This is a genomic window from Azospirillum sp. A1-3 (assembly GCF_023806445.1).
Lineage (GTDB): Bacteria > Pseudomonadota > Alphaproteobacteria > Azospirillales > Azospirillaceae > Azospirillum.
In genome coordinates, this window is record NZ_JAMSLU010000003.1 from 587,106 (window position 1) to 605,013 (window position 17,908).

The 17,908-nt window shown below is 66.5% G+C and carries 17 protein-coding genes; 6 read left to right on the plus strand and 11 right to left on the minus strand.

Annotation, left to right across the window (positions count from 1 at the left end; translation table 11 throughout):
• The first annotated feature begins 25 nt into the window (after positions 1-25).
• The gene (locus M5E06_RS20470; protein WP_252139765.1) at positions 26-916 is read left to right on the plus strand and encodes a S49 family peptidase; all 891 of its coding nucleotides are present in this window, start codon (positions 26-28) and stop codon (positions 914-916) included.
• Positions 917-929: 13 nt separating this feature from the next.
• On the opposite strand, the gene oxlT is transcribed toward M5E06_RS20470, so the two are convergent.
• Positions 930-2,225: an oxalate/formate MFS antiporter gene (oxlT, locus tag M5E06_RS20475; RefSeq protein WP_252139766.1), complete on the minus strand. Its 1,296-nt coding sequence runs from the start codon at positions 2,223-2,225 to the stop codon at positions 930-932.
• Positions 2,226-2,598: 373 nt separating this feature from the next.
• On the opposite strand from oxlT, the gene M5E06_RS20480 reads away from it, so the two are divergent.
• Positions 2,599-2,814: a hypothetical protein gene (locus tag M5E06_RS20480; protein ID WP_252139767.1), complete on the plus strand. Its 216-nt coding sequence runs from the start codon at positions 2,599-2,601 to the stop codon at positions 2,812-2,814.
• 17 nt (positions 2,815-2,831) lie between these two features.
• Here the strand turns inward: M5E06_RS20480 and M5E06_RS20485 are convergent, their stop codons facing one another.
• From M5E06_RS20485 to M5E06_RS20515, 7 genes are all read right to left on the minus strand, one after another.
• On the minus strand, positions 2,832-3,239 hold the full coding sequence (locus M5E06_RS20485; RefSeq protein ID WP_252139768.1) for a hypothetical protein: 408 nt from the start codon (positions 3,237-3,239) through the stop codon (positions 2,832-2,834).
• Between the two features lie 181 nt (positions 3,240-3,420).
• Positions 3,421-3,909: a YajQ family cyclic di-GMP-binding protein gene (locus M5E06_RS20490; protein WP_109074657.1), complete on the minus strand. Its 489-nt coding sequence runs from the start codon at positions 3,907-3,909 to the stop codon at positions 3,421-3,423.
• Positions 3,910-4,028: 119 nt separating this feature from the next.
• Positions 4,029-4,997, minus strand: coding sequence for a peptide ABC transporter ATP-binding protein (locus tag M5E06_RS20495; RefSeq protein WP_252139938.1), 969 nt, complete (start codon positions 4,995-4,997; stop codon positions 4,029-4,031).
• Positions 4,998-5,053: 56 nt separating this feature from the next.
• Positions 5,054-6,043 carry an ABC transporter ATP-binding protein gene (locus tag M5E06_RS20500; protein WP_252139769.1) on the minus strand — a complete coding sequence of 330 codons (990 nt, stop codon included), beginning with the start codon at positions 6,041-6,043 and terminating at the stop codon, positions 5,054-5,056.
• 4 nt (positions 6,044-6,047) lie between these two features.
• Positions 6,048-6,971: an ABC transporter permease subunit gene (locus tag M5E06_RS20505; RefSeq protein ID WP_199230965.1), complete on the minus strand. Its 924-nt coding sequence runs from the start codon at positions 6,969-6,971 to the stop codon at positions 6,048-6,050.
• A gap of 9 nt (positions 6,972-6,980) precedes the next feature.
• Positions 6,981-7,991, minus strand: a complete 1,011-nt coding sequence (locus M5E06_RS20510; RefSeq protein WP_252139770.1) for an ABC transporter permease subunit — start codon at positions 7,989-7,991, stop codon at positions 6,981-6,983.
• Between the two features lie 240 nt (positions 7,992-8,231).
• Positions 8,232-9,830, minus strand: a complete 1,599-nt coding sequence (locus M5E06_RS20515; protein WP_252139771.1) for an ABC transporter substrate-binding protein — start codon at positions 9,828-9,830, stop codon at positions 8,232-8,234.
• A gap of 402 nt (positions 9,831-10,232) precedes the next feature.
• On the opposite strand from M5E06_RS20515, the gene M5E06_RS20520 reads away from it, so the two are divergent.
• Entirely contained in the window at positions 10,233-11,195 is a 963-nt protein-coding gene (locus M5E06_RS20520; RefSeq protein ID WP_247871397.1) for a DMT family transporter, read from the plus strand.
• Between the two features lie 96 nt (positions 11,196-11,291).
• Positions 11,292-12,155: a ChbG/HpnK family deacetylase gene (locus M5E06_RS20525; RefSeq protein WP_252139772.1), complete on the plus strand. Its 864-nt coding sequence runs from the start codon at positions 11,292-11,294 to the stop codon at positions 12,153-12,155.
• A gap of 9 nt (positions 12,156-12,164) precedes the next feature.
• Here the strand turns inward: M5E06_RS20525 and M5E06_RS20530 are convergent, their stop codons facing one another.
• Entirely contained in the window at positions 12,165-13,799 is a 1,635-nt protein-coding gene (locus tag M5E06_RS20530; RefSeq protein ID WP_252139773.1) for an AMP-binding protein, read from the minus strand.
• A 355-nt stretch (positions 13,800-14,154) separates the two neighbouring features.
• On the minus strand, positions 14,155-14,658 hold the full coding sequence (locus M5E06_RS20535) for a hypothetical protein (RefSeq protein ID WP_109153348.1): 504 nt from the start codon (positions 14,656-14,658) through the stop codon (positions 14,155-14,157).
• An 886-nt stretch (positions 14,659-15,544) separates the two neighbouring features.
• On the opposite strand from M5E06_RS20535, the gene M5E06_RS20540 reads away from it, so the two are divergent.
• Entirely contained in the window at positions 15,545-16,348 is an 804-nt protein-coding gene (locus M5E06_RS20540) for a response regulator (protein WP_252139774.1), read from the plus strand.
• 22 nt (positions 16,349-16,370) lie between these two features.
• Here M5E06_RS20540 and purU read toward each other — a convergent pair whose 3' ends face one another.
• On the minus strand, positions 16,371-17,237 hold the full coding sequence (purU, locus tag M5E06_RS20545; RefSeq protein ID WP_109153346.1) for a formyltetrahydrofolate deformylase: 867 nt from the start codon (positions 17,235-17,237) through the stop codon (positions 16,371-16,373).
• A 238-nt stretch (positions 17,238-17,475) separates the two neighbouring features.
• Between purU and M5E06_RS20550 the strand changes: the two genes are divergently transcribed.
• Positions 17,476-17,862: a hypothetical protein gene (locus tag M5E06_RS20550; RefSeq protein WP_109153345.1), complete on the plus strand. Its 387-nt coding sequence runs from the start codon at positions 17,476-17,478 to the stop codon at positions 17,860-17,862.
• The last annotated feature ends 46 nt before the right edge of the window (positions 17,863-17,908 follow it).

Sequence of the window (17,908 nt, forward strand, 5' to 3'; positions counted from 1 at the left end):
AGACTTCAATCCCATCTCTGCCGGCATGAGCCTGCATTCCCTCCTCGCCAAACTCCCCTTCGGCCCCTGGCGCAAGGCCGGGCCGCTGGTGTCCGTCGTCCGCCTGACCGGGGTCATCGGCCAGGCCGGCCCCTTCCGCTCCGGACTGTCGCTGGCCGGCGTCGCCCCGCTGCTGGAACGCGCCTTCGCGCCGAAGGACCAGAAGGCGGTGGCGCTGATCATCAACTCACCCGGCGGGTCGCCGGTGCAGTCGGCGCTGATCGCCAAGCGGATCCGCGATCTGGCGGAGGAGAAGAAGGTGCCGGTCTTCGCCTTCTGCGAGGATGCGGCGGCGTCGGGCGGCTACTGGCTGGCCTGCGCGGCGGACGAGATCTGGGCGGACGAAAGCTCCATCGTCGGCTCGATCGGCGTGGTGTCGTCGGGCTTCGGGCTGCATGCGCTGATCGAGCGCCACGGCATCGAGCGGCGGCTCTACACCGCTGGCGACAAGAAGGTGCTGCTCGATCCCTTCTCGCCCGAGCGCGAGGACGGCGTCGCCCATCTGAAGGCTCTGCAGGCCGACGTGCACGAGGCGTTCAAGGCGATGGTGCGCACGCGGCGCGGCGCGCGGCTGACCGGATCGGAGGAGGAGCTGTTCTCCGGCGCCTTCTGGGCCGGGCGCAAGGCGCTGGCTCTTGGGCTGGTCGACGGGCTGGGCGACCTGCGCTCGGTGATGCGCGGCCGATTCGGCGAGAAGGTGCGGCTGCGCGTGGTGCAGCAGGAGCGCGGCATGCTGCGGCGGCTGGGGCTGCGGACCGGAAACGGCAGCGCCCCGGCACTGGAGGCCGGGGCGCATGAGGCCTTCGCCGATGCCCTGGTGGCGGCCGCCCGCTCGTCGCTGGACGATTGGGCGACCTGGGCGAAGCTGGGGCTTTGACGGATGCCTGCCGTCAGCGTTCCGCCGTGACGGCGGCCGGCTGCAATCCGTAATCGTCGGCCTGGATGAAGCTGGCGCGCAGCGGCTTCAGGACGAACATCGCCAGGATCGCCGCCACCAGATTGAAGCTGGCGGCGATGTAGAACACGGCCTGCCAGCCGAAATGGCCGGCGATGATGCTGCTGAGCGGGACCAGCAGCGCCGCCGTGCCCTTGGCGGTGTAGAGCATGCCGGCGTTGGTCGTCGCGAATTTCGATCCGAAGGTGTCGCCGGCGGTGGCCGGGAACAGGCTGTAGATCTCGCCGAACACGCAGAAGAACATCGCGGTGAAGATCACGAAGGCCACCGGGTTGCGGCCCAGCTGCGTCACCAGGACGATGGCGATGGCGGCGGTGCCGAAGGCGATGAACATGGTGTTCTCGCGGCCGATGCGGTCGGACACCCAGCCGAAGAACGGCCGTCCGGCGCCGTCCAGCACGCGGTCCAGCGAGATCGCCAGCGTCAAGGCGGGCAGGATGAAGCCGAACATGTTGATCGGCGAATCGGCGACATGGAAGTCATGGGCGATCGGCGCGATCTGGGCCGCCGCCATCAGGCCGCCGGACGCCACCATCACGAACATCACATAGAGCAGCCAGAAGACCGGCGTGCGGATGACGCGGGCCGGCGGATGGTCGATCTTGGTCTGGGCCGGGCCGGTCTTGCGCGCCGCCGCGTTCGACTTCGGCGCCTTGCGCAGGAAGAAGGACAGCACGAAAATCACCACGCCCTGCCCGATGCCGAAGACCAGGAAGGCATGCTCATAGCCCTGGTTGGCGATCATGTTGGCGATCGGAATGACCGTGGCGCCGGCACCGGCGCCGAAGCCGGCGGCGGTGATGCCGGCGGCCAGCCCGCGCTGCTGCGGGAACCACTTCAGCGCATTGCCGACGCAGGTGCCATAGACGCAGCCGGCGCCGATGCCGGAGATCACCGCCGCGGTGTAGAGCATCGGCAGCGAGGAGGCTTGGCTGTCGATCACCCAGGAGCCACCGACCAGCAGGCTGCCGACCAGCACCACCGCCTGCGGGCCGTAACGGTCGACGAACCAGCCTTCGATCGGGACCAGCCAGGTTTCGGTGAAGACGAAGATGGAAAAGGCGATCTGGATGGCTGCACGTCCCCAGCCATGCTTGGCGTCGATGGGATCGACGAACAGCGTCCAGCCATATTGCAGGTTGGCGATCATCGCCATGCACAGCAGGCCGACGCTGAGCTGGAACCATTTGTTTGTCAGAAGACCGCGGTCTTCGGTCGTCTCTGTGGTCATGCCCCAAAGTCCCGTTGAGCGTGGGAGCGCAGGATTTCCGGAGTGCGGCGGTCCATCCGTATCGCACCGCATCATGCGCCGTTCGGAGATGACAGTGCGCCTCAACAATTCGTATTCCAAATACCGGATACCGAATGCGTTATTCTTTTCCACATCGTGGAATGCATTGAAAAGGCTCGCTTTTCCGCGATTGCTGCCATGCACCTATTGCTTGGCCCGCGAACAAAGCTGTCAAGGCCGAGCCATGCGGCGCACACATATTTGAAATACGGTATCTGGTATACAGAATATCTTGCTGCGGCGCAGAGGCGGGCGCATGATCCGTTCATGGTCGACGGCGCCGACGGACGGTGCCGCAGCAAGGGGAAATCACATGATGTCGAGCATTCTGAGCCGCCTGTTCGCCGGTCCCGCCGCCCTGGCTCCGGCCGGCATCGCTCCCGCCGGCTTCACCTTTGGCGAGGCGCTGCCGCACATCGCGATGGCGGACCTGTTCGCCGGCTTCCGCACCCGCCACGGCGGCGGCAAGCGCAAGCCGGAATCGGCGGACGTCCCGCAGTCCTGGGCCGAGTTCGGTCGGGGGTTCTGAGCGGTCTGCTTAAAGCACTACGCCGCGGAGTTCTGCGTCAGCAGGGTGGTCAGCCAGCGGAAGTTGGTTCCGTCGCCGGCCTGGATGGCGCTTTCCACCACCTGCATCGCGGTCGCCGGGTCCTGCGGGTCGGGCACCGCTGCGGTGGGGTCCATGGCGGCGTCGCCCTGCCCCTCTTCCTGGGCGAACAGCGTGACGGCGCCGACACCGAGACGGACGGCGGGCTGGGCGTTCGGCACCACGCCGGTGCCGTCGGCGCCGGAGGTTCCACCCTCCCCCACCCCGTTCAGGGTTTCCAGCATCGCCGCGAACTGACCGGCCAGCGCACCCGCCTGCCGGGACGCGGACGCCCCTTTGCGCTCCAGGACGTCTTCCGCCCTGATGCGCATTGCTTGCGTGGCCTCGCTGTTGGCCATCATCGACATGGGACGATTCCCTGCGGTTAGTGGCGAACCGCAGGGACACACGCAAAAATCACGCCATCAACACAACCGGCGGATCGCAAGGGCCCCACCCGCCCCTGCGACGATTTGCCCGGCAAAAATTACCCAGCCGCCCGGCAGAAGTTTCCCAGCGGCCGGCAAGCCTTGCCGGTCCGGAGTGCCGTCAATCGCGAAAATTCTGGTACTGCAACGGCTGCTCGATGCCCAGCCGCTTGACCAGGGCGATGGCCTCCTGCAGGTCGTCGCGCTTCTTGCCCGTCACCCGCAGTTCATCGCCCTGGATCGAGACCTGGACCTTCATCTTGCTGTCCTTGATCCCTTTGACGATGGTCTTCGCCAGATCCTGCGCGATTCCCTGCTTGATCGTCACGGTGTGGCGCAGCGCATCGCCCGCGGCGCGCTGCGGCTGGGCGGTGAAGTCGAGCGCCGCAGCGTCGAGCTTGCGCCGGGTCACGTAGACGCGCAGCAGTTCCTGCATCTGCGCCAGCTTCGGCGCGTCGTCGGCCAGCAGGACGATCTCGTTCTCGGTCCGCTCGACGGTGCATTTCGAGCCCTTGAAGTCGAACCGGGTTTCGATCTCGCGGCGGACACCGGCGAGAGCATTGTCGATCTCGTGGACGTCCGTCTCGGACACGATGTCGAACGACGGCATGGCGGCACTCTCCCTGATAGGACGGCTGAGGAACGAATCGGGCCCACCGTAAAGAAGACGGCCGCCGCACTCAACAGCCGCCTTCCGAACAGTCGCCCTTCAAACAGCTGAGGGGCCGGTCAGTTCATCTCTTCGGCGTAATGGCAGGCCACCAGCCGTTCGTCGACCGGGCGCAACGGCGGAACCTCCGCGGCGCAGCGGTCGGTGGCGAAGGGGCAGCGCTTGTGGAACGCACAGCCCGGTGGCGGGTTCAGCGGCGAAGGCAACTCGCCCTTCGGCACCACCCGGTCCATGCGCAGGTCCGGGTTCACCCGCGGCGTCGCCGCCAGCAGGATGCGGGTGTAGGGGTGGCGCGGCCGGGTGAAGACCACGTCCTTGGCACCATGCTCCACCGGCTTGCCCAGATACATCACCATCAGCGAATCGGCGATGTGCCGCACGACGCTGAGATCGTGGGAGATGAACAGGTAGGCAAGGTTCAGCTCCTCCTGCAGATCCATCATCAGGTTCAGCACCTGCGCCTGGATCGACACGTCGAGCGCCGACACCGGCTCGTCCGCCACCACGACGCGCGGGTTCAGCATCAGGGCGCGGGCGATGGCGATGCGCTGGCGCTGGCCGCCGGAGAACATGTGCGGGTAGCGGTCGACCTGATCGGGACGCAGGCCCACCTTCCCCATCATGGCCACCGCGCGGTCGCGCCGCTCGTGCTTGTCCATGTCGGTGTTGATGACCAGCGGCTCGGTCAGGATGGAGCCGACCGTCTTGCGCGGGTTCAGCGAGCCGTAGGGGTTCTGGAAGACCATCTGCACCGTGCGGCGCAGTTCCTTCATCTCCGCCGCGTTGCGGCCGACGACCTCACGGCCGTCATAGAGCAGCTCGCCCGAACTCGGCGGCTCGATCATGGTGACGGAGCGGGCCAGCGTCGACTTGCCGCAGCCCGACTCGCCGACCACCGCCAGCGTCTTGCCGGCCTGCAGGCGGAAGGATACGCCGTCCAGCGCCTTCACCGTCGCCAACGGCTTGAAGGCGCCGCGCTTGACCGCATAGTGCTTGCGCAGATCGCGCGCCTCCAGCACGACCGACATGTCGGCCACGGCCTCGAAGATATGGGGGTCGTTGTGGGGTTCGGTCTCGATGCTCATCACAGCGCCTCCCCGGCGGCGAGATGGCCGTCCGGCAGCGGGTAGAAACAGCGCGCGCGCCCGTCGTCCACATCGAACAGGGCCGGGCGCTCGGCACGGCAGCGGGCGTCGGCGAAGCGGCAGCGCGGGCTGAACAGGCAGCCGGCCGGCCGGTCGGCGATGCCCGGCACCATGCCGGGAATAGTCGGCAGCCGGCGCTTGCCCAGCGCCCGCTCCGGCAGCGCGTCGAGCAGGGCGCCGGTGTAGGGGTGGCGCGGCCGCTCGAACAGGGAGCCGACGGGCCGCGTCTCCGCCACCTGACCGGCATACATGACGACGACGCGCTGGGCCGTTTCCGCCACCACGCCCATGTCGTGGGTGATGAGGATCAGCGCCATGCCGCGTTCGCGCTGCAGCTGGACCAGCAGGTCGAGGATCTGCTTCTGGATGGTGACGTCCAGCGCGGTCGTCGGCTCGTCCGCCACCAGCAGGCGCGGGTTGCAGGCGATGGCGATGGCGATCATTACGCGCTGGCTCATGCCGCCCGACAGCTGGTGCGGGAAGGCGGACAGGCGCGATTCCGGCGCGGGAATGCCGACCTGCTCCAGCAGGGCGATGGCGCGGTTGCGCAGCGCCTTTCCGGACAGCCCCTCATGCACCCGCAGCGTCTCCATGATCTGGAAGCCGACGGTGAAGCAGGGGTTCAGGCTGGTCATCGGCTCCTGGAAGACCATGGCGACGTCCTTGCCGGTGATCTTCCGGCGCTGGGCGGCGGGCATGGTCAGCAGGTCTTTGCCGGCGAACGTCATCCGGTCGGCAACCACCCGGCCGTTGGAGCCGAGAAGCCCCATCACGGCCAGCGAGGTCACGGACTTGCCGGAGCCGGATTCGCCGACGATGCCGACGACCTCGCCTTCGTCCACGGTCAGGTCGATGCCATCCACCGCGCGGAAGGTGCCGGCGCGGGTGGTGAACTCGACCGACAGGTTCTTGATGTCGAGAAGAGGCATGAGGTCAACGTTTCAGCTTGGGGTCGAGCGCGTCGCGAAGACCGTCGCCCAACAGATTGAAGGCCAGCACGGTCACCAGGATGGCGATGCCGGGCCAGGTCACGACCCAGGGCGCGCGCTGAAGGAACTGCAGCGAGGAGGCCAGCATGGTGCCCCATTCCGGCGTCGGCGGCTGGGCGCCGAGACCGAGGAAGCCGAGCGCGGCCGCGTCCAGGATGGCGGTGGAGAAGCCCAGCGTCGCCTGCACGATCAGCGGCGCCAGACAGTTCGGCAGCACCACGATCAGCATCAGGCGCATCGGCCCGGCCCCGGCGACGCGGGAGGCGACGACATAGTCCTTGTTCACCTCCGCCAGCACGGCGGCGCGGGTCAGGCGGGCATAATGCGGGATCACCACCACCGACACCGCCAGCATGGCGTTCACCAGCCCCGGCCCGAGGATGGCGGCCACCACGACGGCCAGCAGCAGCGAGGGCAGAGCCAGCAGGATGTCCATGCCGCGCATGATCAGCACGTCGGCCATCCCGCCGAAGAAGCCGGCGATCAGCCCCAGCCCCAGCCCGACGGCCAGCGACAGGGTGACGACGATCAGGCCGATCATCATCGACAGCCGCGCGCCGTACATCAGGCGGGACAGCATGTCGCGGCCGATGTCGTCGGTGCCCAGGATGTAGGTCCAGGTGCCGCCATCCTGCCAGACCGGCGGGGTCAGGATCGCATCGCGGTACTGGATGTCGGGGTCGTGCGGGGCGATGACGCCGGCGAAGATGGCGATCAGCGCGATCAGCGTGATCACCACCAGACCGCCCAGCGCGCCCTTGTTCTGGCGGAAGTGATACCAGAACTCGGTCAGCGGGTGCGGCGGGCGCGACACGGCGACCGGTTCGGGGGTGGCGGGTTCTGCGTTGGTCGAATATTCAGCGGACATGGATTGGCCTCACCGCGCGTGACGGATGCGGGGGTTGAGGACGCCGTAAAGCACGTCCACCAGCAGGTTGACCAGGATCACCGAGGTGGCGATCAGCAGGACACCGCCCTGCAGGGCCGGATAGTCGCGGCGGTTGATCGATTCGATCAGCCATTTGCCGACGCCCGGCCAGGAGAAGATGGTCTCGGTCAGGATGGCGCCGCCCAGCAGCGTGCCGACCTGCAGACCGATGACGGTCACCACCGGGATCAGCGCGTTGCGCAACGCGTGCATGCCGATGACCCGGCCGTCGTCCAGCCCCTTGGCGCGGGCGGTGCGGATGTAATCCTCGCCCAGCACCTCCAGCATGGCCGAGCGCGTCATGCGCGCCACCACGGCCAGCGGCACGGTGCCCAGCACGATGGTCGGCAGCACCAGATGGCCCAGCGCGGAGCGGAACGCCTCGTAATCCCCGGCCATCAGCGTGTCGATCAGCATGAAGCCGGTCGCCGGCTCCACGTAATAGACCAGATCCAGGCGGCCCGACACCGGGGTCCAGCCCAGCCCGACCGAGAAGAACAGGATCAGCAGCAGGCCCCACCAGAAGATCGGCATCGAATAGCCGGTCAGGCTGAGGCCCATCACGCCGTGGTCGAACAGCGATCCGCGCTTCACCGCCGCCAGGATGCCGGCGGGCAGCCCGACCAGCGTCGCGAACAGCATGGCGCACAGCGCCAGTTCCAGCGTCGCCGGGAACAGCGTCAGGAACTCGCTCAGCACCGAATTGTGGGTGACCAGCGACAGGCCGAAATCACCCGACAGCACGTTGCCGACATAGTCGAGGAACTGTTGCCAGAGCGATTGGTCGAGACCCAGTTCATGGCGGAGGGCGGCGAGCCGTTCGGGCGCGATGCCCCGTTCGCCGACGCGCACCTCGATGGGGTCGCCGGGAACCAGCCGGATCAGGATGAAGGTCAGAAAGGTGATGCCGAGAAAGGTCGGAATCACCAAGCTCACCCGCGTCAGGATGAAGCGAAGCATCGAGGGGTACTCGTTTTTTAAAACTGCGGTGAAAACTGGAACGGAGCGCTGGCCCGGCAGGAAAACCGCTCGGGCCGACGCCCCGTTCCGTCAGGGGCACCTGCCCCCACTCCGGCCCTCCCCCACTCGCGCAGGGTCGGGAATGTCACTCGATTCATAGGGTTGGAGGCGTGGCAACCCATGCCTCCAACCCAAAACGGTCATCGCCGCACCCCCTTTTTTGCAGGGGTGCGCCACGCATCACTTCAGATCGACGCCTTCGAAGCGATGGACGCCGAACGGATCCATCTTGTAGCCGACGACGTTCTTGGCGAGGCCCATGTAAACCACCGAATGGGCGATGGTGTACCAGGGGGCCTCTTCCTTGAAGATGACCTGCGCCTGCTCGTACAGCTTGGTGCGGGCAGCGATGTCGTTGGTGCGCTTGGCCTGGACGACGAGGTCGTCGAACTCCTTGTTGCACCACTTCGACAGGTTGTTGCCGCCCGGACGCGCCGCCTCGCAACCCAGCAGGGTGTAGAGGAAGTTGTCGGGGTCGCCGTTGTCGCCGGTCCAGCCGAGCATGCCCATCTGGTGCTCGCCCTGCTGCATCCGCTTGCGGTACTCACCCCACTCGTACTGCACGATCTTCGCCTTGATGCCGACCTTGGCCAGATCGGCCTGCATCATCTCGGCGATGCGCTTGGCATTGGGGTTGTACGGACGCTGCACCGGCATCGCCCACAGATCGGTCTCGAAACCGTTGGGGTAGCCGGCATCGGCCAGCAGCTTCTTCGCCCGCTCGACGTCGTAGGGATAATCCTCGATCGCGTTGTTGTACGACCACATGGTCGGCGGGATCGGGTTCTTGGCCGGGACGCCGGCGGACTGATAGACCGCGGCGACCATCGCCTTCTTGTCCATCGCCATGCTGACGGCGCGGCGGACACGCACGTCGTCGAACGGCTTCTTCGTCACGTTGAAGGAAACGTAACCGACGTTCAGGCCTTCCTGCTCCTGAACGACGATCGAGTTGTCCTTCTTCATGCTGTCGATGTCGGCCGGATTCGGGTACGGCATCACCTGGCATTCGCCGGCCTTCAGCTTGGCCAGCCGGACCGCCGCGTCGGGCGTGATCGCGAAGACGAGGTTGTCCAGCGGCTGCTTGCCGCCCCAATACTGCTCGAACGCCTTGTAGCGGATGACGGCGTCCTTCTGGTAGGCGACGAACTGGAAGGGACCGGTGCCGATGGGAACCTGGTCCAGCTTCTCCGGCGTGCCCTTCTTCAGCAGCATCGCGGCGTATTCGGCCGACATGATCGGCGCGAACGGCATGGCGAGGTTGGCCAGGAACGGCGCCTCGACCGCGTTCAGCGTGAACTTGACCGTCAGGTCGTCAACCTTCTCGATCGACTTCAACAACTTCGGCATCGCCATGTCGTTGAAGTAGTCGTAGGCGCCGCCCGAGACCTTGTGGAAGGGATTGTCGGCCTTCCACTGGCGCTCGAACGAGAAGATCACGTCGTCGGCGTTGGCGTCGCGCGTCGGCTTGAAATCGTTGTTGCTGTGCCACTTGGCGCCGGCGCGCAGCTTGAAGGTGTAGACCAGACCATCGTCGGAGATGGTCCAGGACTCGGCGAGGCCGGGAACGACCTTGGTGCCGCCATGCTCAAACTGGACGAGGTTGTTGTAGACCGGGAGAGCAACGTCGAAACTGGTGCCGGTCGTGTTCAACATGGGGTTGAAGTTTTCGGGGCTACCCTCGGAGCAATAAACAAGGGTCTTCGCCGCCTGGGCCGGCGCCGACAGCGCCAGCGCCGCGGCCATACCAAGCCCGGCACCCAGCAGGATGCGCTTCATTCGTCTTGCCTCCCGATTCCGGTTGGAGCGTACGGAAATTTGCCAGAACGCTTTTGGAAATAGCGTCGCCATTTGGCGCGTGGCAAAGCCACCTGTCAACGCCAACATGCATACGTGGCTATACCGTGGCGCAGAGCATATTTTTGGGCACCAATACGTCCGTATGGACACATTTTCGCCCCCAAAAACGAAACAGTTGCAAAGTCAACCATCCGGTTGACCGAATCGATAGTTCCCTTCCCCTGCGAATCAGGTTATCCGGGTGGACCATTCCGGCAATGCCCGCAGCCGACGGGAGTCGGACGGCTGCCATGCACAGCTGCCGTGAAGGGCGGCCGCGGCCGCCATGCTAGGCTGGGTTGCACCCGTCATGGAACCCCCTTTTCGGATACCGATCCGGCGATGTCGCTTCCGCTCCTGCCGTCCTTCCTGCGAACCGGTCCGCTGGCCGGCCCGTTGGCCGCTTATGGCCTCTACATCGTCGGTTCCGCCCTGCTGGCCTCTAACCCGGTGGTCGGGCGGGCGGTGGCGCATGTGGTGCCGCCGATCGGGCTGGCCTTCTGGCGCTGGCTGATCGCCTTCCTGATCGTGCTGCCCTTCGCCTTGCCGGGGCTGCTGACCCACCGTGTTCAATTGAAGCGGCAGTGGCGGCGCTATCTGCTGCTGGGCGTGCTGGGCCAGGGGATTTCGGGCGCCATCGTCTATTACGGGCTGGAGCGGACCAGCGCCACCAACGCCAGCCTGATCTATGCGACCAGCCCGGCGATGATCCTGGCGCTGGCCGCCGTCTGGCTGGGCGACGCGATCCGGCCGCGGCAGGTGCTGGGCATCCTGCTGGCGATGGCCGGTGTGCTGGTGATCCTGACCCGCGGCGATCTCGACGCCTTGCGCCACCTGTCCTTCAATTCCGGCGACCTGCTGGTGTTGACCGGGGCGGTGTCATGGTCGGTCTACACCATCCTGCTGCGGCAATCGGGCACACCCCTGCCGGTGGTCACCGCCTTCGCCGCCAATGCCTTCGCCGGGGTGCTGGTGCTGGCTCCCTTCTATGCGTGGGAGACGGTGGCGGTGCGGCCGGTTCCCTTCTCCGTCTCCACCATCCTGTCGATCGTCGCGGTCGCGCTGTTCGCGTCGGTCCTGGCTCTGCTGGCCTATCAGAAGACCATCGCGATGATGGGGGCCGCGCGCGCTTCCACCGCGCTGTACGTGTCGCCTCTGTGGGCGGCGCTGGCGTCCTGGGTTCTGCTGTCCGAGCCGCTGCAGGGCTTTCACCTGATGGGGGTGGCGCTGGTCCTGCCCGGCGTGATGCTGGCCACCCTGCAAGCCCGCAAGCCGGCGGCGGAGCCGGCGACCGAAGCGGCTTGATGGATATCGCTTGATCGGTATTGCTTGATCGGTATTGCTTGATCGGAGCCGCCCGCCCATCTTGGCCGGAACTCCGCATCCTGCTTCCGTCCGGTCATGCCCGATACCGCGCCCACCCCGCTCCTGCTCTGTGCCGACGATTATGGTCTGTCGCCCGGCGTCAACGCCGCCATCCGTGACCTGATCGCCCAAGGACGGCTGACCGCGACGTCGGTCATGAGCCTCTGCCCGCATTGGCGCGGCGGGGCCGCGGCCTTGCGCGAGCTGAAGGACAAGGCCGATGTCGGGCTGCATTTCACCCTGACCGACCAGCCGCCGCTGGGCGCCATGCCGACGCTGGCGCCGGATGGGCGGCTGCCGCCGCTGGGCCGGCTGATGGGCTGGGCCTATCGCGGGAAACTGAACGCACCGGCGGCGCGTGCGGAGATCCGTGACGAACTGTCGCGCCAGATCGCCGCCTTCACCGAAGCCTGGGGGGCGCCGCCCGACTATATCGACGGCCACCAGCACATCCACCAGTTGCCCAGCATCCGCGACGCGGTGGTGGAGGCGCTGGACACCCTGCCCGGCGCCTATGTCCGCCTGTGCGGGGAGCCGGTGGCGGCGGTGCTGCGCCGGGGCGTCGCGGTGCCGAAAACGCTGCTGATCGGCGGGCTGGGCGGCGGGCTGAGGCGCATGGCGCGGGCGCGCGGCATTCCCGCCAACGACCGCTTCGCCGGTGTCTACGACTTCGCCGACAACCGGCCTTTCGCCGAGCTGATGCCGCGTTTCCTCGATGGGATCGGCGGCCGGACCCTGGTGATGGTCCATCCCGGCCTGCCCGACGAGGAACTGCGCCGCGTCGACACGCTGGTCGAGCCGCGGCGCGCCGAATACGACTATCTGCGCGGTCCGGAGTTCGCCGCGCTCTTGAAAGCGCGCAACATCCGGCTGACCCGCTTCGCCGGCTTTCCCCGGTAAAGCGACGCCCTACTCCTCGTCGTCCGGCTGCCAGGCGCGGCGGCGCAACTTGAAGCGCTGGACCTTGCCGGTCTCCGTGCGCGGCAGCGCGTCGAGGAATTCCACCGCGCGGGGGTACTTGTAGGGCGCGATGTGCTCCTTGACGAAGCTCTGCAGCTCCTCCGCCAGACGCTCGTCGGGACGGACGTCGTCATGCAGAACGACGAAGGCCTTGGGGATGGTGCCGCGCACCGGATCCGGAGCGGCGATCACCGCGCATTCCTGCACCGCCTCGTGGCTCAGCAGGATGTTCTCGACTTCCAGACCGGAGATCTTGTAGCCGGCCGAGACGATCAGGTCGTCGGTGCGGGCGTGATACCAGAAGAAGCCGTCCTCATCGACGTGGAAGGCGTCGCCGGTCAGGTTCCAGCCCTGCTGGACATAGCTTTCCTGGCGCGGATCGTCGAGATAGAGGCAGCCGGTCGCGCCGCGCACCGCCAGCCGGCCGACCTGTCCGGGGGGCAGCCGGCGGAACTGGTCGTCGACCACCATCGCCTCGTATCCCGGCACCGGCTTTCCGGTGGAGCCCGGCCGGACATCGCCGGGGACGGCATGCAGCACGGCGTTCAGCAGCTCGGTGGTGCCCAGGCTGTCGAGGATCTGCAGCCCGGTGGCGTCGCGCCAACCCTCGAAGGTCTGCTGCGGCAGTGGCTCCCCAGCCGATACGCAGAGGCGCAGGGAGGACAGCCCATTCGCCAGCCCAGGATCGGCGGCCATGCGGCCGATCATGCCGCGGTAGACCGTGGGCACGGTGAACATCACCGTAGCGCGGTGGCGGGTGGCGGCCTCCAGCAGCCGGTCGGCGGTCCCGCGCTCCAGCAGGATAACCGACGCGCCGATGCGCAGCGGGAACAGCAGCAGCCCGCCCAGCCCATAGGCGAAGGCCAGCGTCGGCGAGCCGCAGAACACGTCCTCGGCCGTCGTGCCCAGCACCGAGCGCGGCGACAGGTCGGAGATCGCCAGCAGATGGCGGTGGAAATGAGCGGCGGCCTTCGGCGTTCCGGTGGTGCCGGAGGTGAAGGCGATCAGCGCCACGTCGTCCTGCGCCGTGTCGGCGGCCTCGAACCCGGCCGGCTTGGTGGCGATGCGGTGTTCCAGCTCGCCATCGCGGAAGCCGACGATGCGCAGCGACGGCAGCGCCGCCTCTTCCAGGTCGTCGAGGTAATGGGTGTCGCACAGCGCCATGTCGATGGCGGCGCGCTTCAGCACGTCGGCCAGTTCCGGCGCGCGCAGCAGCGGCATCGTCGGCACCAGAACGCCGCCGGCCTTGATGACCGCCAGCCAGCAGGCGGCCAGCATCGGCGTGTTGGGGCCGCGCAGCAGGACGCGGTTGCCGGTGACCAGCCCGTAATCCTCGGTCAGGACGCGGGCGATGCGGTCGACGGTGTCGCGCATCCGGCCATAGCTCCACACCTCGCCGTCGCCGCCGATCAGGCAGGGGCGTCCGTCCCAGCCGCGCTCGCGCCAGCCGTCGATCAGGACGGAGGCGGCGTTCAGGCGCTGCGGGTATTGGAGTTCGGGGCGTTCGAGAATCAGGTCGGGGCGTTGCGCCGGCGCCGGCAGCCGGTCACGGGTGAAGCTGTCCAGATGTCCGGATGGCGTCATGCGCGGTGCTGCCTCCCCCCATTGGCTGACGGGGAGGATGGGGCCGGCGTGATCGGTGGGCGGAACCGGCCGCCACACGCGCGGTTCAGACACGGCCATGCCATCGGCCGGCGCGAATGCGCATCCCTTCATGGGCAATGCTCCATCTCCCCCCGCAGAGGACGCATGAACACGCCTCCGTCTTATCTTTTATGCTTCGACTATAGTGCCAGGGGGGACGAGTGAGCCATGCAACGAACGAATGGTGGGTGCACCATCAATCGCCATTCGTGCCGGGACAAGTGACTGAAAAGGCCTGTTTTTCGTTGGTAAGACGCACGATTCGGACCGAAAGTACGGGTCGGCGTACCAACCGTCAGCCGTTCTGCAGATAGATGTCGATCTCGCCCTGCTCCATCACATGGGCGGTGCCGTGGATGATGCCGTTGGCGATCTGGATGATGCGGTGGATCATCGCGACGGAGGCCTGGCAGTCCATCCGCAGCTTGTCGGGATCGCCGCTGTCGATGTCGGTGCCGATCCGCTCCAGCGTGTGGGCGATCACCTGATGGGCCTGGGCGATGGTGTCCTCGAAGGGGCGGAGAAACTTCGACGGCACATGGCCGTAGGCCTCGATCGCCAGTTCCTTGTCGGAAAAACCGCTGTCGCGGAAATGTTCGGCATAGCTCTTGGGTTGCCAGATGCGGCATTCCTCCAGCATGTCCGGCATGTCCGGAATCATCTCGATCAGCATCACGATTTCGTTGAAGTGATTGAGATAGTCGGTCGCCAGCAGCGTCTTTTCGGAGATGTTCGTGCCGCGCACGCGCTCCCGCCATTGGACGAAATCGGCCAACTCATCCGGCGGAATGCCATCCATCAGGGACCGATCCAACTCTTGGTCTTCCATGCACAAACCCGGACCCGATGACGCCCAACCCCAACCGTGTGCCGATGTCCTTAACGTTGGATTAAACGGGTTGCAAGCGTCGGGTTGTGAAAGTCACCAATTGACGAAATGAAAGCGGTGACAGGGCCGTTATCCATCCAGATAAAAATTCGCCGCCGGCGCCAATCCGCATGATCTCGCGGCGGCGCCCGGCGGCGAAAGGACTGGCGGTTCAGGGAGGAATCACACCATTGGCGGTTCCAACACGGCTGCTGCCGGTTGGTTCCCGGGCGGCGTGCTTGGTTTTTTCAATTGCCGGACCGCGCGACCCGGAAGTCACGATGCGCAGAAAGAAAAACGCGCCGGCCTGGGGGTGGCCGGCGCGTTCGAGGATCGGGAACACTCGCCTCGCCCTCACACGGCAGATGCGCAGCAAATGCCGGAGGGCAAAGTCAGAGTAGGCCGGTAAGTCTTTCGGAACGGTTAAATCCCGGCCTCCGCAACCCCCTAAGCGGCGGGGGTCATAGACCGCCGGCCGGTCTCGCCGGTCCCTGTCATGCCCTGTTGCATACCATGCATACTGAGTAATCCTTTGCAGGTATCTCGAATAAATCTTTCGGGTTCACTCCCGTTAGGCCGTGGACTGCGCCATATGAATTTGACCGTTGCAGGTCGCAATGCGTCAGTCTGCTGTGGAAGCAGCGTCGATGGCGTCGCGATCTCCGGCGGGAACCGACTTCCGGAATTCGTCGCCGGGATTCGTCGCCGAAGACCTAAGCCCGGAAGGATCGGGTTGCACCGGCCGCATCCGGGTATCCGGAGCGGCATGTCGGGTGGATGCCAGGAACACGCGCCGCAGAAAGGCACGGGGAGAGAGATGGAGCAGTACACCGGTCACTTCATGCAGCATTTGCCCTACCTGCGCCGCTATGCCCGCGCGCTGACCGGGACGAACGGACGGGGGGACGCCTTGGTGACCCGCACTCTGGAATGGTATCTGGAGGCGGACGAGGCTGAAACCGGCCGGGGCGGCGACCTGTCGCGCGGCACGCTCTATCGCCATCTGAACGAATTGCAGGACGAGGCAGGCGCACCCCCGGCGGTGGCGCCCTATCATCCGGTCGAATCGGCGCTGATGACGCTGGAGGAGACCGACCGCCGGCTCTACCTTCTGGTCAATCTGGAGGATCTGCCGGTCGGCGACGCCGCGGCCGTCCTGGGCATCGCCCCGGAAGACGCGATGGAGCGGCTGAACCACGCCCGCGAGCGTGTCCGCGCCCGGCTGACCGCCACCATCCTGATCGTCGAGGATGATGCCATCATCGCCTTCGATCTGGCGGAAACGGTGCGCGGCATGGGCCACATCGTCTGCGGCAACGCGGCGACGATGGACGAGGCGCTGTCGCTGGCGGCGGAGCACCGGCCGACGCTGGCCCTGATGGACATCCGGCTGGCCGACGGCGACAACGGGCTGGAGGTGGCGCGCGAGTTGCGGGCCCGCCGGTTCCTGCCGGTGATCTTCGTCACCGCCTTCCCCGACGATCTGGCCAAGCACGGATTGGAGCATCTGGGTCCGGTGATCCCGAAGCCCTTCACCCGCGACCAGATCGAACAGGCGATCACCCGCGCGGTGTTCATGCCCCAGCCGGAAGACGCCCGCGAGACGGCGCAGCCCCACTGAGGGGCGGCGCCTTAGCCCCGCTTTAGCGGAAGACCACCGTCTTGTTGCCGTTCAGCAGCACGCGGTGCTCCACGTGATAGCGGACGGCGCGGGCCAGCACGATGTTCTCGATGTCACGCCCGATGGCCACCAGGTCGTCGGGCGTCATCGTGTGGTCGACGCGCTCGGCCTCCTGCTCGATGATCGGGCCTTCGTCGAGGTTGGAGGTGACGTAGTGCGCGGTGGCGCCGATCAGCTTCACGCCGCGGGAATGGGCCTGATGATAGGGCTTGGCCCCCTTGAAGCTGGGCAGGAAGCTGTGGTGGATGTTGATCACCCGGCCGGCCATCCGCTCGCACAAGGCCCCCGACAGCACCTGCATGTAGCGGGCGAGCACGACGAGGTCGATTTTCTCCTCGTCCACGATCTCCAGCAGGCGGGCTTCCTGATGCGCCTTGTTGTCGGGGCCGACCGGCAGATGGTGGAACGGGATGTTGTGCCACGCCGCCAGTTGGTAGAAGTCGCGGTGGTTGGAGACGATGGCCGGGATTTCGATCGGCAGGTAGCCGGTGCGATAGCGGTACAGCAGGTCGTTCAGGCAGTGGCCGAACTTCGACACCATGATCAGCACGCGCGGACGGCGGCGGGCGTCATGGATCTTCCAGGTCATGCCGAAGCGTTCCGCCACCTGGGCGGCGAATTCGGCCTCCAGCTGCGCCTTCGTCGGCCCGGCCGGGTTGCCGTTGAAGCTGACGCGCATGAAGAACAGGCCGGAGATGCGGTCGCCGAACTGCGCGCTGTCGATGATGTTGCAGCTCCGCTCCGCCAGGAAGCCGGACACCGCGAAGACGATGCCGACGGTGTCGGGGCAGGAAACGGTGAGGATATAGTCGGAGCCGGTCTCAGACATCGCGCGTCCACCATGGCGTACAGCAAGAAATAGGGGGAAGCTTCCCTAGCACGAACGCCGCGATGTTGCACCCGCTTCATATGCGGATGCGCACATGGCTGCACCGTCAGGCGGGCCACACCGTCGAGCGAGAATGCCCTCGATCCCGCGCGCCCCACGCCGCTCTGGCGCAGATGCGCCGGCAGTGCGACAATCGGCGGCGGCCGGACTGGCCAGCATCGGGAAGGCGGGGTCACCCATGGCAACCGGCGGCAAGATCATCGGTGAATACAACAAGGGCAAGGTCGACAAGCTGATGACGGCGGATGCCGCCGACAGCAGCCGCAGCCAGCGCATCCGCCATTTCCTGGAAAACATGGATGCGGCGATCCTGGAGGCCAACTGCGAGGTCATCGGGCGCGAACTGCCGAACCTGGACCGCGACAGCTTCCTGCGCATGGCGGTGCGGGTGGCGGAACTGCGCGCCGACTATATCCGCGCCGGACTGAAGATGTCCGAATCCCGGCATCCCGATTCCTCCACCGTCACCGACCTCGCCCGCCTGCGCGCGGCCTACGAGGAGATGCTGGCCGTCTATGAGGCCGCCGAACGGGTGATCGAGCGCGGATACGCCAAGCTGGGGTGAGGCCTCCTTCGGCCGTCATTCCCGCGAAGGCGCACTGCTGTCCGGG

Excerpts from the sequence above, each read along its gene's own strand:
- M5E06_RS20470 (WP_252139765.1), top strand. The coding sequence starts at position 26 with ATGAGCCTGCATTCCCTCCTCGCCAAACTCCCCTTCGGCCCCTGGCGC.
- oxlT (WP_252139766.1), bottom strand. The coding sequence starts at position 2,225 with ATGACCACAGAGACGACCGAAGACCGCGGTCTTCTGACAAACAAATGG.
- M5E06_RS20480 (WP_252139767.1), top strand. The coding sequence starts at position 2,599 with ATGATGTCGAGCATTCTGAGCCGCCTGTTCGCCGGTCCCGCCGCCCTG.
- M5E06_RS20485 (WP_252139768.1), bottom strand. The coding sequence starts at position 3,239 with ATGTCGATGATGGCCAACAGCGAGGCCACGCAAGCAATGCGCATCAGG.
- M5E06_RS20490 (WP_109074657.1), bottom strand. The coding sequence starts at position 3,909 with ATGCCGTCGTTCGACATCGTGTCCGAGACGGACGTCCACGAGATCGAC.
- M5E06_RS20495 (WP_252139938.1), bottom strand. The coding sequence starts at position 4,997 with ATGTCGGTCGTGCTGGAGGCGCGCGATCTGCGCAAGCACTATGCGGTC.
- M5E06_RS20500 (WP_252139769.1), bottom strand. The coding sequence starts at position 6,043 with ATGCCTCTTCTCGACATCAAGAACCTGTCGGTCGAGTTCACCACCCGC.
- M5E06_RS20505 (WP_199230965.1), bottom strand. The coding sequence starts at position 6,971 with ATGTCCGCTGAATATTCGACCAACGCAGAACCCGCCACCCCCGAACCG.
- M5E06_RS20510 (WP_252139770.1), bottom strand. The coding sequence starts at position 7,991 with ATGCTTCGCTTCATCCTGACGCGGGTGAGCTTGGTGATTCCGACCTTT.
- M5E06_RS20515 (WP_252139771.1), bottom strand. The coding sequence starts at position 9,830 with ATGAAGCGCATCCTGCTGGGTGCCGGGCTTGGTATGGCCGCGGCGCTG.
- M5E06_RS20520 (WP_247871397.1), top strand. The coding sequence starts at position 10,233 with ATGTCGCTTCCGCTCCTGCCGTCCTTCCTGCGAACCGGTCCGCTGGCC.
- M5E06_RS20525 (WP_252139772.1), top strand. The coding sequence starts at position 11,292 with ATGCCCGATACCGCGCCCACCCCGCTCCTGCTCTGTGCCGACGATTAT.
- M5E06_RS20530 (WP_252139773.1), bottom strand. The coding sequence starts at position 13,799 with ATGACGCCATCCGGACATCTGGACAGCTTCACCCGTGACCGGCTGCCG.
- M5E06_RS20535 (WP_109153348.1), bottom strand. The coding sequence starts at position 14,658 with ATGGATGGCATTCCGCCGGATGAGTTGGCCGATTTCGTCCAATGGCGG.
- M5E06_RS20540 (WP_252139774.1), top strand. The coding sequence starts at position 15,545 with ATGGAGCAGTACACCGGTCACTTCATGCAGCATTTGCCCTACCTGCGC.
- purU (WP_109153346.1), bottom strand. The coding sequence starts at position 17,237 with ATGTCTGAGACCGGCTCCGACTATATCCTCACCGTTTCCTGCCCCGAC.
- M5E06_RS20550 (WP_109153345.1), top strand. The coding sequence starts at position 17,476 with ATGGCAACCGGCGGCAAGATCATCGGTGAATACAACAAGGGCAAGGTC.